The sequence below is a fragment of the Paenibacillus sp. FSL R7-0272 genome (assembly GCF_037969905.1).
Lineage (GTDB): Bacteria > Bacillota > Bacilli > Paenibacillales > Paenibacillaceae > Paenibacillus > Paenibacillus polysaccharolyticus.
Genome location: NZ_CP150221.1, coordinates 3145339 through 3162143 on the forward strand (window position 1 = coordinate 3145339; position 16805 = coordinate 3162143).

15 protein-coding genes are annotated in these 16805 nt (G+C 45.7%); 14 read left to right on the forward strand and 1 reads right to left on the reverse strand.

Going from position 1 to position 16805, the window contains the following annotated elements:
• Window positions 1-42: 42 nt before the first annotated feature.
• From MKY23_RS13945 to glyA, 9 genes are all read left to right on the forward strand, one after another.
• Window positions 43-1032, forward strand: coding sequence for a LacI family DNA-binding transcriptional regulator (locus tag MKY23_RS13945; protein WP_221788717.1), 990 nt, complete (start codon window positions 43-45; stop codon window positions 1030-1032).
• Window positions 1025-1903 (forward strand): ribokinase, encoded by an 879-nt coding sequence (gene rbsK / locus MKY23_RS13950; protein ID WP_221788718.1) that lies wholly within the window; start codon window positions 1025-1027, stop codon window positions 1901-1903. The genes MKY23_RS13945 and rbsK overlap by 8 nt, the downstream gene beginning before the upstream one ends.
• Entirely contained in the window at window positions 1903-2304 is a 402-nt protein-coding gene (gene rbsD, locus MKY23_RS13955; protein WP_154889159.1) for a D-ribose pyranase, read from the forward strand. Before rbsK ends, rbsD begins: the two co-directional genes overlap by 1 nt.
• Window positions 2305-2318: 14 nt before the next feature.
• On the forward strand, window positions 2319-3800 hold the full coding sequence (locus MKY23_RS13960) for a sugar ABC transporter ATP-binding protein (protein ID WP_221788719.1): 1482 nt from the start codon (window positions 2319-2321) through the stop codon (window positions 3798-3800).
• Between the two features lies 1 nt (window position 3801).
• Window positions 3802-4773, forward strand: coding sequence for a ribose ABC transporter permease (rbsC, locus tag MKY23_RS13965; RefSeq protein WP_221788720.1), 972 nt, complete (start codon window positions 3802-3804; stop codon window positions 4771-4773).
• A 15-nt stretch (window positions 4774-4788) separates the two neighbouring features.
• A complete protein-coding gene (gene rbsB / locus MKY23_RS13970; RefSeq protein ID WP_090915885.1) occupies window positions 4789-5721 on the forward strand; it encodes a ribose ABC transporter substrate-binding protein RbsB in 933 nt (310 codons plus the stop codon).
• Window positions 5722-5951: 230 nt separating this feature from the next.
• The gene (locus tag MKY23_RS13975; protein ID WP_090915889.1) at window positions 5952-6695 is read left to right on the forward strand and encodes a YggS family pyridoxal phosphate-dependent enzyme; all 744 of its coding nucleotides are present in this window, start codon (window positions 5952-5954) and stop codon (window positions 6693-6695) included.
• Window positions 6696-6715: 20 nt separating this feature from the next.
• Window positions 6716-7921, forward strand: coding sequence for a benzoate/H(+) symporter BenE family transporter (locus tag MKY23_RS13980; RefSeq protein ID WP_221788721.1), 1206 nt, complete (start codon window positions 6716-6718; stop codon window positions 7919-7921).
• 26 nt (window positions 7922-7947) lie between these two features.
• Window positions 7948-9207, forward strand: a complete 1260-nt coding sequence (gene glyA, locus MKY23_RS13985) for a serine hydroxymethyltransferase (protein WP_339838970.1) — start codon at window positions 7948-7950, stop codon at window positions 9205-9207.
• A gap of 71 nt (window positions 9208-9278) precedes the next feature.
• Here glyA and MKY23_RS13990 read toward each other — a convergent pair whose 3' ends face one another.
• The gene (locus MKY23_RS13990) at window positions 9279-10706 is read right to left on the reverse strand and encodes a PLP-dependent aminotransferase family protein (protein ID WP_253500163.1); all 1428 of its coding nucleotides are present in this window, start codon (window positions 10704-10706) and stop codon (window positions 9279-9281) included.
• A 246-nt stretch (window positions 10707-10952) separates the two neighbouring features.
• Between MKY23_RS13990 and MKY23_RS13995 the strand changes: the two genes are divergently transcribed.
• The 5 genes from MKY23_RS13995 (at window position 10953) to MKY23_RS14015 (ending at window position 16740) form a co-directional block, all read left to right on the forward strand.
• A complete protein-coding gene (locus MKY23_RS13995; protein WP_336119897.1) occupies window positions 10953-13034 on the forward strand; it encodes a serine hydrolase domain-containing protein in 2082 nt (693 codons plus the stop codon).
• A 330-nt stretch (window positions 13035-13364) separates the two neighbouring features.
• Window positions 13365-14813, forward strand: coding sequence for an amino acid ABC transporter substrate-binding protein/permease (locus MKY23_RS14000; protein WP_221788724.1), 1449 nt, complete (start codon window positions 13365-13367; stop codon window positions 14811-14813).
• Window positions 14806-15534 carry an amino acid ABC transporter ATP-binding protein gene (locus tag MKY23_RS14005; protein WP_221788725.1) on the forward strand — a complete coding sequence of 243 codons (729 nt, stop codon included), beginning with the start codon at window positions 14806-14808 and terminating at the stop codon, window positions 15532-15534. The genes MKY23_RS14000 and MKY23_RS14005 overlap by 8 nt, the downstream gene beginning before the upstream one ends.
• Window positions 15535-15701: 167 nt before the next feature.
• A complete protein-coding gene (locus MKY23_RS14010) occupies window positions 15702-16064 on the forward strand; it encodes a hypothetical protein (protein WP_260510876.1) in 363 nt (120 codons plus the stop codon).
• An 85-nt stretch (window positions 16065-16149) separates the two neighbouring features.
• A complete protein-coding gene (locus MKY23_RS14015; protein ID WP_221788727.1) occupies window positions 16150-16740 on the forward strand; it encodes a TetR/AcrR family transcriptional regulator in 591 nt (196 codons plus the stop codon).
• Window positions 16741-16805 lie beyond the last annotated feature (65 nt).

Below are 16805 nucleotides of genomic sequence, written 5' to 3' on the forward strand. Positions count from 1 at the left end.
TAATTTATGTCTGTAACCGGTTACACATAAGGAGAACATTCCATGACAACAATTAAAGACGTAGCAAATCTGGCCGGTGTATCCGTAGCCACGGTATCCAGAGTGATTAATGACAGGGGCTATGTGCACGCAGATACTCGCAAGAAAGTTGAAGAGGCTGTCAAGGCACTTCACTTTTCACCGAATGAAGTGGCACGTTCACTATACACACGCAAGTCGAAACTGATTGGTCTACTGCTTCCAGACATTGCGAATCCTTATTTCCCTCAGCTTGCGCGGGGGGTGGAGGATCGGATGCAAGAGCAGGATTACCGCTTAATATTTGGAAACAGTGATGAGGATGAACGGAAGGAGCATGATTACATCCAGACGTTTATCCAGAATAACGTAGTGGGTGTGATCTCATCCACCAATTACCCTCACTCTTCGATATATGAAAAGCTGAAGATTCCCGTTGTCTTTCTGGACAGAACTTCGCTGGAACGACCTTCGGTCTATGCCGACGGCAGAGAAGGCGGAAGGCTTGCTGCCAAAGAGATCATCAAACGGGGCAGCAAAAGAATTACCGTTATGCAAGGACCATCCCATATTCGGCCGGCTCAAGATCGGTTTGAAGGAGCGATTGAAGTCATCCGGGAAGCAGGACTGGATCATGAGGTCATTCAAACCACCTCTTTTTCATTTAATGAGGCAGGTGTATGGGCGGAGGAACTGTTCAGAAAATTTCCGGACACGGACGGCGTTATTGCCAGTAATGACATCGCCGCAATGGCGGTTTTGCATGAAGCTTACCGGATTGGGAGGAACGTCCCGAATGATGTACAGGTTATCGGGTTTGACGATATTCCAATGAGTGGATTGTTGTCACCGGCATTGTCTACGATCAGGCAGCCAGCATATGAAATGGGCAGAGAAGCAGCAGGATTACTTATTCAGTTAGTAGAGCAAAATAAGATGGAGAATAAAAACATACAGTTGCCCGTGTCTTTCATTGAACGGGGAACAACGAGAAAGGTGAGAAACGATGGCTAACATTTGTGTTATTGGTAGCAGTTCAATGGACTTGGTTGTGACATCCTCCAGAAGACCGGGCGCGGGAGAAACCGTGCTTGGTGAAAGTTTTAAGACAGTACCCGGCGGGAAAGGCGCCAACCAAGCTGTGGCGGCAGCTCGTTTGGGAGCCGAGGTTGTCATGATCGGCCGTGTTGGAGATGATACATTCGGTACAGACATTTTAGAAAACTTTAAAGCAAATCGTGTAAATACAAGCAATGTGAAACCGGTTACACATTCGGAGAGTGGTACAGCTCATATCATCTTGGCAGAGGGAGATAATAGCATTGTGGTGGTCGAAGCGGCCAATCGCGAAGTGACACCTGCTTATGTGGATGAAGCTGCTGAAGCGATTCGTAACGCGGATATTGTGCTGATCCAGCAAGAGATTCCAGAAGAAACGGTGATTCATGTCAGCCAATTATGTGCCAAATACAAGACACCCTTACTGCTCAATCCGGCTCCTGCCCGTGCGGTTCCACAAGAGGTGATCGACAATGCATCTTATATTACACCTAATGAGCATGAGGCCGAAATTTTGTTCAAAGGCATGAAGCCTGCGGAAGCGCTACGTCAACATCCAAACAAATTATTCATTACGGAAGGCAGTAAGGGTGTTCGATATTATGACGGTAATGAAGAGGTACTTGTGCCAACCTATAAAGTTGAAGCTGTAGATACAACCGGAGCTGGCGATACATTTAATGCAGCATTTGCAGTCGCTCTGGCTGAGGGTAAGTCGATTCAGGACAGTGTGCGTTTTGCCAATCGGGCGGCATCGTTATCCGTAACCAAGTTTGGTGCACAGGGCGGTATGCCAACCAGGGACGAAGTAGAGGAGAGCTTGTAATGAAAAGAAACGGCATCTTGAACAGTCACATCTCTAAAATCTTGTCTGATCTGGGTCACACAGATCAAATTGCCATTGCGGATGCGGGCTTGCCCGTTCCGGATGGTGTGCCCAAGATTGATCTGGCACTCAAACTTGGTACACCAAGCTTTCGTGAAGTGCTGGACATCATTGCGGAAGACATGGTCATTGAGAAAGTGATCATCGCTAGTGAAATCCATGAAGGGAATCCGCAGACACTTGCGTACCTGAATGAGAAATTTGATTCACAGATCATAGATGATAGCCAGAACCATGAGCAGTTTAAAGCGTTAACCCGGCAAGTGAAGGCCGTTATTCGTACAGGCGAGGCTACACCGTATGCCAATTGCATTTTACAATCGGGAGTTCATTTCGGTTAAAAGGAGGCAGCACCATGCACATTCAGATGCATAATATCCATAAAGCGTTTGGCACAAATCAAGTGTTAAGCGGTGTGGATTTCGAATTAAAAGAAGGCGAGGTTCATGCCCTGATGGGGGAGAATGGCGCCGGGAAATCAACGCTGATGAACATTTTGATCGGTCTGCACCAACGGGATCAAGGAACCATAGAGATTGATGGCAAAGAGACGTACTTCGGTAGTCCAAAAGAAGCAGAGCAGCTTGGGCTTACGTTTATTCACCAGGAATTGAATGTCTGGCCTGAGATGACGGTACTGGATAACCTGTTTATCGGTAAAGAGATATCGTCCTCCGTGGGGTTGCTGAACACAAAACAAATGAAAGCGCTTGCTAGTGAACAATTCGCCAAACTTTCGGTGGACATTCCGCTAGAACGCCCTGCAGGAGAGTGCTCTGTCGGACAGCAGCAGATGATTGAGATAGCTAAAGCGCTTATGACCGAGGCCAAAGTCATTATCATGGACGAGCCTACAGCGGCTTTGACTGAACGTGAAATTCAGAAATTGTTTGAGGTCATTCGTTCTGTGCAAAAAAATGGCGTATCCGTTGTTTACATCTCTCACCGAATGGAGGAAATTTTCACGATCTGTGATCGCATCACCATTATGCGTGACGGGCGAACCGTGGATACCAAAGCCATTCCCGAGACAAACTTTGATGAAGTTGTACGCAAGATGGTAGGTCGTGAACTGACTGAGCGTTATCCGTCCCGTCATCCGAAATATGGTGAAGTCGTGCTTGAGGTGAGGGAAGCGAATCGGAAGGGATTATTTGAAAATGTCAGCTTTGATGTAAAAGCCGGTGAAGTACTCGGTTTCTCCGGTCTGATGGGATCGGGGCGTACGGAGATCATGAGAGCGATCTTTGGTCTGGATCGATTGGACAGCGGAGAAATCAAGATACGTGGCAAAAAGGTAAACATTCGCAAACCGGCGGATGCGGTGAAGCACGGTATCGGTTTTATAACAGAAGACCGGAAGGATGAAGGGCTGGTGCTCGACTTTTCCATCCGTGAAAATATGGCACTGACGAACCTATTCAGTTTTTCCAACAAAGGCTTCATCTCGAATGGGAAAGAGCAGGAGTTTGTAGACACACTCATCAAACGGTTGCAGATCAAAACCCAATCCTCGGAAACCGCAGCCCGGAATTTGTCCGGTGGGAACCAGCAGAAGGTTGTCATTGCCAAATGGGTAGGTATCGGTCCAAGCGTGCTCATTCTGGACGAGCCTACACGCGGGGTAGACGTTGGAGCGAAGCGTGAGATCTATCAGCTCATGAACGAACTGACGGATCGCGGGGTAGCTATTATCATGGTTTCATCCGAACTGCCTGAAGTGCTGGGTATGAGCGACCGCATTGCCGTTGTGCATGAAGGTCACATTACCGGCGTTCTACCGAAGGAACAAGCGACACAAGAACACATTATGACTCTAGCTACAGGGGGACAGTAACATGACAACGATGCAGAATACTAAAACAGCCAAAAGCGGGTTCCGCTTGTCTAGCGTAACACAAAAACTCGGCCCACTTCTCGGATTAATCATTCTAATTGTGATTGTTTCCGTGCTCAATCCAAGCTTTTTGGAACCACTTAATATTCTAAATTTGCTACGCCAGGTTTCCATTAATGCTTTAATTGCATTTGGCATGACGTTTGTTATTCTTACTGGCGGGATTGACTTGTCGGTTGGTTCTATACTTGCGCTATCTAGTGCCTTCGTAGCCAATATGATGTTATCCGGTCTTGATCCAATCCTGTCCATCATCATTGGGGTAGCCCTTGGTGGAGTCATGGGTATGGTGAATGGACTGATGATTACCAAGGGTAACATGGCTCCATTTATCGCAACCCTTGCAACGATGACCATTTTTAGAGGTCTGACACTGGTATATACCAATGGTAATCCGATTACAGGTTTGGGCGATAGCCTGCTGTTCCAATTGTTTGGACGCGGATACTTGCTCGGTATTCCAGTACCAGCAATTACGATGCTGATTACGTTTGTAATTCTGTGGACGATTTTGCATAAAACGGCCTTCGGCCGCAAAACGTACGCCATCGGCGGTAATGAAAAAGCTTCCATCATCTCGGGTATCAAAGTATCCCGCGTCAAAATTATGATCTACTCCCTTGCAGGTATGCTTGCTGCGCTGGCCGGCGCGATTCTGACATCGCGTCTGAACTCCGCTCAACCTACGGCAGGTACATCTTATGAGCTGGATGCCATCGCGGCGGTTGTGCTGGGCGGAACAAGCCTTTCCGGCGGCCGCGGACGCATTGTAGGTACTTTGATTGGTGTGCTGATCATTGGTGTGCTGAATAACGGTCTGAACCTGCTCGGTGTGAACTCCTTCTACCAAATGGTTGTGAAGGGTGTCGTTATTGCTATCGCAGTCCTGCTGGACCGCAAGAAAACCGCTTAAGGGAGAGAAAACAACATGAAAAAATGGACACTAACGCTTGTTAGCATGATACTGATCGTTGTTCTAGCCGGATGTTCGCTGGAGCCGCCAGGCTGGGCGAAACCAAAGTCAGCCGGAGGTAAGGAACAGAAGAAAATCGGTTTGTCGATCTCGACACTGAACAACCCGTTCTTCGTTTCACTGAAAGATGGTGTCGTAGCCGAAGCACAGAAACAAGGTATTCAGGTTGTTGTCGTAGATGCACAGAACGATTCTGCGAAGCAAACGAATGATGTGGACGATTTGATTCAGCAAGGCGTTGATGCTTTGCTGATTAACCCGGCAGATTCCGCTGCAATCTCTACAGCGGTTCAATCCGCTAATAGTGTGGGCATTCCAGTAATTACGCTTGACCGCTCTGCGGATAAAGGTGAAGTTGCAGCACTTGTTGCTTCCGATAATGCAAAGGGTGGACGCATGGCTGCTGAATATATCGTGAAACAGCTTGGTGAAGGTGCTAAAGTGATTGAACTTGAAGGTGTACCGGGTGCATCAGCTACCCGTGAGCGTGGCAAAGGTTTCCACGAGATTGCAGACCAAAAGCTGGACGTGGTTGCGAAACAATCCGCTGACTTTGACCGCTCCAAAGGGTTGAATGTCATGGAGAACTTATTGCAAGGTAATCCAGGAGTGCAAGCCGTGTTTGCCCATAATGACGAAATGGCTCTTGGTGCCATTGAAGCAATCCAAAGTTCGGGGAAAGATATCCCGGTGATCGGATTTGATGGTAATGATGATGCCATTAAATCGATTCAGGATGGTAAACTAACAGCAACTGTAGCTCAACAACCTGAGTTGATCGGACAGCTTGCATTGCAAGCCGCACTCGATGTGCTGAGCGGTAAACAAGTGGAGAAATCCATCCCGGCTGAATTGAAGCTGGTAACCAAGGAAAACGTGAATCAATAATCAAATATTTATAAGGTATTGTATGAATCCCGCTCTGGCTGAGAAAGCCGGAGGCGGGATTTTTTATTGTGAGAATTATAGTTGGTTTAACTGGAATCAAGCTCATACGTGACTCCAATTGCATATTGCAGAGTTTTGGATTGCTCAAAAATCATATCTTTGGATATATGTATTCAATCCATAGATTGTTATACTGTCATTCAAATGGTGAGTGGAAAGGGGCATCCGGCTTGGATTATCCGGTTGAAGAAAATTTAAAAATGGTTAGAAAACAAATGGCACTGGCTTGCAAGGCTTCTGGACGAAATGTTAACGATGTGCAGCTACTTTTAGCCACGAAAACGGTACCGCTGGAGAAGTTACAGATTGCCGTGCAGGCAGGTGAACATCTGTTTGGAGAAAACAAGGTGCAGGAACTGCGAGATAAATATCCTCTTATGGAGCAGTCCAAAGCGTTGGAATGGCATTTTATCGGCCATCTGCAGACGAATAAAGTTAAGGAGGTAGTTAAGTATGTGACAATGATCCATTCGGTGGATCGTCTGAAGCTCGGGCAGGTCTTGCATGATCAGCTTGTCAAAGAACAGCGGACAATGGACATTCTTGTACAAATTAATACGTCCTATGAAGAAAGTAAATTCGGTGCTTCTCCAGAGGATGCAGTGGAGCTCGTTGAACAATTGTCTCAATTTGAAACGCTTCATGTAAAAGGATTAATGACGATAGGGAAGCTGCATGCATCAGCTGATGAGACCCGCCAATGTTTTCGCTTGTTGAAACAGCTCAGCATGCAGATCAGAGAGAGAAACATCCCACGCGTCGAGATGGAAATGTTATCGATGGGTATGTCCGGTGATTTCAGTATGGCGATTGAAGAGGGAGCGACCATCGTTCGTGTGGGAACCAATGTGTTTGGCCCACGTTATCTGCCCGATGAATATTACTGGAACGAACATAAAAAGATAGAAGATTAGTTGAGGGGCAGGGGTTTACATTGAAAACAGCATCTAATAAGATTCGCGGGCGCGATCTGATATCACCAGTGACCGCTGCTTTAATTTCTGTAATTGTCAATTACGGAGGGACGTTCATTCTTGTGTTTCAAGCGGCCAAAGCAGCTGGATTGAGCCCGGAAATGACCGCATCCTGGATATGGTCCATTTCGATTGGCGTCGGGATCACGGGGATATGGCTTAGTTACCGCTACAAAGAACCTATCATTACTGCGTGGTCTACTCCAGCTGCAGCCTTCCTTGTCTCCATGCTGGCTGTAACTCCTTATTCAGAAGCCGTAGGTGCTTATATGATATCAGCCGTGGGTTTTATCATTTTGGGCATGTCTGGTTTGTTCGAACGGTTCGTGCGATTGATCCCGCCAGGGATCGCTTCGGGTTTACTTGCAGGTATTTTACTCCAGTTTGGTATCTCCGCGTTTGAAGGGGCCAAGGTCGAACCTGTACTGGTTATTCTGTTGTTCACCGCCTATATCGTATTAAAACGGTTTACATCTCGCTATGCCATCGTTGGTATATTGGTTCTCGGTCTGATTTACCTGGTGATTATGGGAAAAACGGATTTCAGTTCCATTCAGCTCGCAGTCGCTTTACCTGTATTCACTGCGCCTGAATTCTCAATTCAAGCGTTGCTCGGTGTGGCCCTGCCGTTATTTATTATTACGCTGACGGGGCAGTACATGCCAGGTATGCTGGTCCTCCGCAATGACGGTTTTCGAACGAGTGCTAACCCTATATTAACGGTAACCGGACTGGGTTCACTAATCGCTGCACCATTCGGCTCACATGCATTTAACGTGGCAGCCATTACCGCAGCCATTTGCACAGGGAAAGATGCTCATGAAGATAAGTCCAAGCGTTATATTGCGGGCATTGCCTGCGGAATCTTCTACATAACTGTCGGAATTTTTGGCGTGACCTTAGCCGCATTATTTTTGATTCTTCCCGCAGCTTTTATCGCCACATTAGCAGGGCTAGCTTTACTTGGAACGATCGGCGGCAGCCTGGCTAACGCTCTGGCGGACCCGAACGGACGGGAGACGGCATTAATTACATTTTTAGCAACAGCGGCTAATGTAACTTTGTTTGGCATCGGCGGAGCATTTTGGGGACTTGTGGCTGGAGTCATGGCGCATCTACTAATTCATTTTAAATTTGCCAAAAAACCACTTGGAACAAATGGTTAAGAAACCTGGAAGGGATGATGATCAGAATGTTAAAACATATAGAGAGCCAAGATGAAATTTTGGCAGCAGCAACCCGTCACGAGCTTGCAAGGCAGAGGGATACGATAGAACTGATTGCTTCAGAGAATTTTGTGAGCCAAGCCGTAATGGAGGCCACGGCCAGCGTATTAACCAATAAATATGCAGAGGGTTATTCGGGCAGAAGATATTATGGTGGATGCGAGCATGTTGATACCGTAGAGGATATTGCTAATCAGCGACTGAAACAATTATTTGGTGCTGAACATGCGAATGTGCAGCCTCATTCCGGTTCACAGGCGAATATGGCTGTATATTTTGCCTCAGTCCAGATGGGAGATACGATTCTTGGAATGAATCTTGCTCATGGCGGTCATCTGACACATGGGAATCTTGTTAATTTTTCAGGAAGATTTTATCACTTTGTTCCCTATGGTGTTGATCCACAAACAGGTCTTATTGACTTCGATGAAGTTCGAAAACTGGCTCACAAACATCGTCCACGAATGATCGTTGCAGGCGGGAGTGCATACCCGAGGCGTATTGATTTTGAGATTTTTGCTCAAATTGCTTCCGAAGTGGGAGCATTACTGTTTGTAGATATGGCACACATTGCGGGCATTGTTGCAGCAGGATTACACCCTAACCCCGTACCGCATGCACATATTGTATCAACCACGACACATAAGACGCTGCGAGGTCCGCGTGGAGGTGCTATTTTGTGTAAAGAATCCTGGGCACAGGCCATCGATAAAGCTGTATTTCCGGGAACGCAGGGTGGGCCATTTATGCATATTATTGCTGGAAAAGCAGTCGCTTTTGGGGAAGCAATGCAATCTGATTTCACTGTTTATATGAGAAACGTTCTGAATAATGCGAAAGTAATGGCGGAAACCCTAATCCATGAAGGGCTTACTCTTGTTTCTGGAGGGACAGATAATCATCTTATACTCGTTGACCTGCGCAACGTTGGCCTTACGGGTAAAGACGCTCAAATTATGTTGGATGAAGCAGGCATCACGGCAAACAAAAATTCGATTCCTCATGATACAGCAGGTCCGTTAGTTACAAGCGGTATTCGGTTTGGAACGCCTGCCATGACAACGAGAGGACTTGGTGCCGGGGAGATGAAAGAAATTGCCGAGCTTATCGCGCTTGCTTTTAAAAATCCAGCGAATACTAAAGTAAAACAGCACATATCAGGTTGTGTGCGCGAGATCACATCACGGTTTCCCTTGTACGAAGCAGGGACATCGTTCACCTCATAAATAGATAGAGCCCGCCTGCGATCTTCTCTAATTATCCATGAGCATTGCCGGCGGGCTCTATTCAATTGTTATTATACGGTGCGGGCAAATCGGGAGATGCCTTCTTCAATTCGTTCCTCATCCACTTTTGCAAAACCTAATACCCACCCCTTACGATCACTCTCCAGACAGTATCTGCTCAACGGATAAACACAGACACCCTGCTTGCGGGCGGCAGAGGTTATTGCTGCTTCATCACATGACGCATCTGCTTCAAGAAGGATATGTAATCCGGTTTCTACTCCGCTTAATCTAAAACGCGAACTAAGACCGGAAGAATGGATCGCTTTGGTCATGACCTCGTGTCTGCGGCGGTAAATGTTACGAACCCTTCTCATGTGGCGCATGAATTGCCCCCGCTCAATAAAATGATTCAGCGTCAGCTGCTCCATTATGGGCAGATGGCGATAAGTCAGTTCATGAATCTGGGTAAGCCGCTCAATCGCTGCTTGAGGTCCTATAATTGCGGATAAACGTATACCGGGCGCAATCATTTTGGAGAAACTCATCATATAAAGCGTATTCTGAGGCAGCTGGCTGAACAGGGTAGGAATAGGGTCTCCACGATATCTGAATTCGCTATCGTAATCGTCCTCGATAATCCACATTCCACGTTTTCCAGCCAACTGCATGAATTGCTGTCTTCGTGGCTCTGACATGATGATTCCGGTCGCGCATTGGTGCGAGGGGGTGACAAATACGAGCCTCGATTCCGGGTGGATGCGATCTACACATAGTCCCTGCTCATCTACCGGTACGGCATCGATCTGCATACCGCGGTATTTCATGGTGGTCCAGGCAGCAGGAAAACCGGGGTCCTCCACGGACACTCTGTCTCCTTCAGTCAGAAGTGCCTGAGCAATCAAATCAATGCTGTGCTGTGCACCTGAAGTTAACAAAATCTGATCAGCTTCAATATGAATTCCTCGTTCTAATGACAAGTATCGCTGGATCTGTTCCCGTAGCGGCAGGAAACCTCTGGCATCGCCATACGACCAGATATCGAGGTTGGGTTCAGCAGATACCTGCAAAAATGATTTTCTCCAGGATTGGGTGAACGTCTCATCGATGTAAGGCTCGTGAGGGTTAAAATCAATATCCACCTGCATGGTATCATGATCTCCAAACCAACTCTGCAGTTTGGTGATGGATTCGTGTACTAAAGGCAATACGGGAGGCACAGGCCCGGACTGCGGCTCCTCATCTAAAGAACGGAGCACTTGGATCGAGCTACTGACTCTTGTTCCACCGCGACGTGAAGTTACTGTATAACCCCGGCTGAATAATTCTTCGTAAACGATCTGAATTGTAGATCGTGAAACACCGATTCGCCCAGCTAACTCACGTGACGGAAGTAGCAGCTCACCTGGAGGCCAGTTCCCGGTTGTAATGTTGTGAATAGCCTGGTCAAGCAGCTGCTGCCAGATGGGACGGTCATCATTTCGGTTCACTTTTAACATCATAACAACTCCGTTGTTGTTGAATTTATGGATTGTATATTAATAGCACATAATGAAAATTTGGGCCTTCCATTGTAGGAAATATTATCATGACAATGGTTCAAGCTGCAATGATGAATCACGATGAATATATTTTTTCCTGTTCATCTCCAGTTCATATTCAGGACGTGGGTAGTTCATTTTCTTTGTTTATACTGCGTTAGGTAACAGCTTATACACGACGACCACAGAGCAGAATAGGAGAAGATGAATTTGACACGAAAAAAAAGAATGTCCATCGTTGCCATGACCTTGGCATTTGCGATGTTAACGCCCACAGCTGCATATGCTACCGAGCTTCCAGGTAAACTAGACTACGGATTGACTCAAAAATCAGTTGCAGCGAAAACGAAAACACTGACCGAAATCTACGGTGTCGCGAGTGTACAGTACGCACTTATCGATGGAGGGCAGATTGTTCTCTCTGGACAGACAGGAATTAATGATCCGGAGAATCGTGTGCCACTCACGTCAAACACCATGTATGGCATAGGATCAACAAGTAAAATGTTTCTCACAACCGCTGTCATGAAGTTGGTGGATGAGGGCAAAGTGAAATTGGACGATCCTGTAGTGGGTTATATTCCTGAATTTAAAATGAAGGACAAGCGTTATGCTCAGATTACAGTACGTATGCTGTTAAATCATTCATCGGGATTACTTGGCACATCCAGTAATAGCGCGATTCTGTTCGAAGATCCAGATACACACGCACATGATACATTACTGGAACAGTTAGCCTCACAACATTTGAAGGCAGATCCTGGAGCTTACTCGGTTTATAGTAATGACGGGTTTTCATTAGCTGAGATTCTGGTAGAACGAGTCAGCGGGTTGAGTTTTACGGAATTCATGCATCGTCATATCACCACACCTCTAGGCATGAATCATACCAAGACGCCACAAGATCCGCTCGATGTGAAACACATGGCAACGACATACTCCCCCAAGAAGGAACGGCAGCCTTTGGAGACAACCAATATGATTGCTTCAGGTGGCATCTATTCCACAGCCGAAGATTTAGTGAAGCTGTCACAAGTATTCACGAACGAGAAGAATGGTGTTCTTTCCGAAGAATCAGCGAAAGCTACCGGACAGGAAGAGTACAAGAGGGGAATGTGGCCAGAGGACGGTGATTCATCCATTGCGTATGGACTTGGGTGGGATAGTGTAAACTTGTTTCCGTTCAATCAGTATGGGATCAAGGCATGGACTAAAGGCGGAAATACAATTGCTTATCATTCCTCTCTGATTGTATTGCCTGAGTATAATATGGCTGCAGCCGTTACATCTTCGGGAGGTTCAAGTTCAACGAATCAATTGATTGCAACAGAGCTGTTGCTAAGTAGCCTGGAAGAAAAGAAGCTGATTCCGGAGCGTAAACCGGAGAAGTCACATGGAGTACCTGTGAAAGCAGAGATGCCGAAGGAAGAGATGAAACATTCAGGAATCTATGGTGGCGGAGCCAACATGTTGATGAAGCTGGATGTTCAGGAGAATGGGCAACTCACGATGTCGATGTTAGCGACACCAAATAGCCCGAAACAGACGTACACCTATATTGCTGACGGTTCTTTTGTGAATGAGGCAGGTACGGAGAAAGTGAAATTTGTTAAGGAAGATAACGGAAATACGTATCTTTGGACACGTTCGTATCAATCGGCTCCTGGGCTCGGTCAGCTTGCTTCTTCGGAGTATAAGGCTGAAAAGCTTCAAGCCAATCTATTGTCAGACGAAGCCAAAGCTGCGTGGCAAGCGCGTGTGGGTAAAGCGTATGTACTCGTGAATGAGAAACATACCTCGACTCTATATAATACAGCAATGCCGCTGATACCTATTCAGTTGTTAAGTGAGTTACCAGGTTATATTTATACGAATGCTATTACAGATGGGGATCAGGCTGTGAATCAATTGCAGATTCCGGGTGTAGCAGGTCGTGATACGATGGAATTTACCTTTTACAAACAAGACGGTGTGGAGTATGTGTCACAAGGAGGCAATATATATGCCAACCAGGATATCGTGAAACCGATCTATGCAGGTCAGCAATCCAAAACGACGATCCAGTCGAATGGTTACGCCAAATGGTTCTCGATTCCAGCTGCGGCTCGCGGGAAAGAAATGAAAGTGAATTTGCCCTCCGATGGTTCATTTGTTGTGTATGATGCGTCTGGTGCCAGTCTGAATCACAGCGTAGTCAGTGGTCAAACGACCATGGTACTGCCCGAGAGAGGCTACCTTGTCTTTGCAGGTGAAGCAGGATCAGTCTTTGAGATCACGTTAAAATAAGCATGAATCCACGATATAAACGAAATGATATGTTTTTGAAACACTGCTGATCGTTATTAAGAATTATAATTAATGCTTATCTATAAGATAGCCAAAAAGTCGCATTTTGCGGCTTTTTTGCATTTTAATGTTTCAAATTTAAAATTTAAGTTTCGACAACCTGACCACCAGGGTAAGTATAAGAGGACTTTTACAAGTGGATTGAAGAAATGCCATGGAAACAAAAATGAAGGTGGGTAGAAAGAGCATTGATTGGTCAAGAGCTGAGAATAATAACCTTAGCATGATTCGGGACATACGTATGGCATGACGTCAAGACGAGGAGGACATATGAAGAATAACAGGATTACATTACTTATACTTACCATGGTGCTGCTTCTGGTGTCCGGCTTTACAGGTTGGACGGGAAGTGTGCAGGCACAGTCGGATTCGGGCAAAACTTATGTTATCGGTACCGACATTACCTTTGCACCGTTTGAATTTCAGGAAATTAACGGCGATTTTGTCGGCATCGATATGGATATCATGGCAGCAATCGCCAAGGATCAGAATTTTAAATACGAGATCAAAGCCTTAGGATTTAACGCTGCCGTTCAGGCACTGGAATCGAACCAGGTGGATGGCGTCATTGCAGGTATGAGTATTACGGATGAACGCAAAACCAAATTTGATTTCTCCGATATGTACTTTGAATCAGGCGTTGTCATGGGCGTTAAAGCGAGCAATGATACGGTAAAAAGCTATGAAGATCTCCGCGGTAAAAAGGTAGCTGTAAAAACGGGGACGGAAGGCTATCGTTTTGCAGAAGCGAATGCATCAAAGTATGGGTTTACCATTGTACCTTTTGATGATTCAGCACAGATGTATGATGATGTGAAAACGGGAAATTCTGCAGCCTGTTTTGATGATTTCCCTGTGTTGAAATATGGGGAGAATCAGAAAAACGGACTGAAGGTTGTTACAGAACCAGAAAAAGGTGCGCCTTACGGGTTTGCTGTAAGTAAAGGTAAAAACGCCGAGCTGCTGCAGAAGTTTAACGCAGGCCTTGCTAATATCAAGGAAAGCGGTGAATACAAGCGTATTGTAGATAAGTATATAGGTGACAATGCGGAGTCCGTTGCACAATTGGGGCGTATGGAACTTATATACAAATCTTTTCCAGCCTTGTTGAAAGGTTTGGGGAATACACTTTTATACACCATCGTGTCTCTATTCTTCGCGTTTATTATTGGTTTGATCTTCGCCTTCATGAAAGTAGGACGTAACAGAGTTTTGCGAGGCATTGCCACCGTATTCGTTGATATTTTCCGTGGTATTCCGTTGCTTGTACTCGCGTTCTTCATTTACTTCGGTATTCCTCAGGCATTTGGCTTTACGATGCCGCTGTTCCTTGCGGCGATTCTGACGCTGAGCTTAAATGCCGGAGCTTACGTTACTGAGATTATTCGCGGGGGTATTCAATCGATTGATCGTGGACAGATGGAGGCCGCTCGTTCACTAGGTCTTCCATATCGCAAAGCGATGATGAAAATTGTCATTCCTCAGGCGGTTCGTGTGATGATTCCTTCGTTTATTAACCAGATGGTAATTACGCTTAAGGATACGTCCATCTTGTCCGTTATCGGGCTGGTTGAGCTTACACAGTCGGGTAAAATCATTATTGCCAGAACCTTATCCTCGTTTGACATATGGTTAACGGTAGCTGTAATGTACTTGATCGTTATTATTGCACTGACTAGACTTGCCGATTATCTGGAGGTGAAGATTCGCCGTGACTAAAATTAAAGTAGAAGGGCTGAAGAAAAGCTTCGGTTCCAATCAGGTGCTGAAAGGGATCGACATGGCTGTAAATGAAGGCGAGGTTGTATGTGTCATCGGCCCATCCGGTTCGGGTAAAAGTACATTTCTTCGCTGCATCAATTGTCTGGAGGACATTACCGCAGGCCGTGTGATCGTCGATGATCAAGACTTGAACAGTCGTGATACCGATCTTAACAAAGCTCGGGAGAACATTGGCATGGTATTCCAGCACTTTAATCTGTTTCCACACTTCAGTGTGCTCAAAAATATTATGTTTGCGCCGATGGAACTTGGCAAATTAAATCAAGAACAGGCTAGGGAAACCGCGCTTCGCTTGCTTGACCGTGTCGGTCTGGCAGACAAAGCGGAGAGCTTTCCAAGCCAGCTCTCTGGCGGACAGAAGCAACGCGTAGCTATTGCTCGCGCACTCGCGATGAACCCGGATGTGATGTTGTTCGATGAGCCTACATCGGCACTTGACCCGGAGATGGTTGGGGAAGTACTTGGTGTCATGAAGGATCTCGCGAGCGAAGGCATGACGATGATGATTGTTACGCATGAGATGGGCTTTGCCCGCGAAGTTGCGGATCGGGTTATTTTTATGGATGGCGGATATATTGTTGAGGAAGGAAATCCTGAACAGATCTTCGGCAAACCGCAGCACGAACGTACAATCAGCTTTTTGGAAAAGGTGCTCTAATCCCGGTTTTTTCTTAGTTCAACAAAAAAAGTCGCGATATGCGGCTTTTTTTGTTTTGTACATTGATTCCATAAGAGACTATAATAGGATTCCTGAAACAGTGAATATATTGTATATAACATCTACATAAAACCATTTATAAATTTTATGAAAAGGAGTATTTGCCCATGATTGAATCCGTATCTGAGACTGTACAACGACAATCCATTGAAGCCTTTCAGTCCGTGATCCGAAAATCGGAGAACGCTCTCAAGAACATGTTGGGGAAAGAAGCCAATACATCGGTTTTAGAAAAACGACTTCATGCGCTAATTGTCAGTTTGTATATATTGGAACACACCTGGAATGGGAGAGCTGATCAACATTATGGCAGCCTGGAGATATCCGAGGCACGTCATGTGATGAATAATCTCCTGCCTTCTCTTAAACGGATGATGGATAAATCCACAGTTGGAACACCGCAACATACTTTACTGGAGAGAAGAATTCGAGCTTTTCAACTTGCTGTGCAGGCGATGGAACAGAAATGAGTTGAAGTACTTGACAAAGAGTGATTCAAAAGGTAACCTTCTTTTATGACAGTGATCACTGACATTTGAGCAGAAGGAGAGCTTCATGTCCAATTCAAGTAAACGGAACACAAGAGAGAAGTTAATGTTAACGGCGATTGAGCTGATCTCGGTAAAGGGATATAAAAGTGTTACAACGCAGGAGATTGCCTCAACCGCGGGAGTAAGTGAGAAGACGTTATTTCGCCATTTTGGTACGAAACTAAATCTGCTCGAGAGCGCATTTGACGAATATCATTATGTCGAGGAAATGACAAGACTTTTTGAGGAAAAAGTCGTGTGGAATCTGCATTCTGACTTATTGTTAGTCAGCAGAACCTATCATGAAATCATGCATAAGAACCGTAAATTGTTTATGATCAGTCTGAAGGAAATGAATCATTTGCCGGAGTTAAGAACACGAACGATAAGACATCCTCAGCAGTTACTTGAGCTTCTAACCCGATATCTGCAAACGATGTACGAGCAAGGCAAGGTGATTCAGATCAACGCTGAATTACAGGCTTTCTCCTTCATGGCATTGAATTATGGCTTGTTTATTAACCATATGGAGGATCATGTACATTTTCCGTGGCTTTCATTAGAAGATGTGATTACCGAAAGTGTATGGACGTTCACTAGGGCGCTAACGCCCTAGTATTTTAAGTCATATTATGACAGTAAGTACTGACAGTAAATTTTGCGTATTTTTTAGTAACGTAA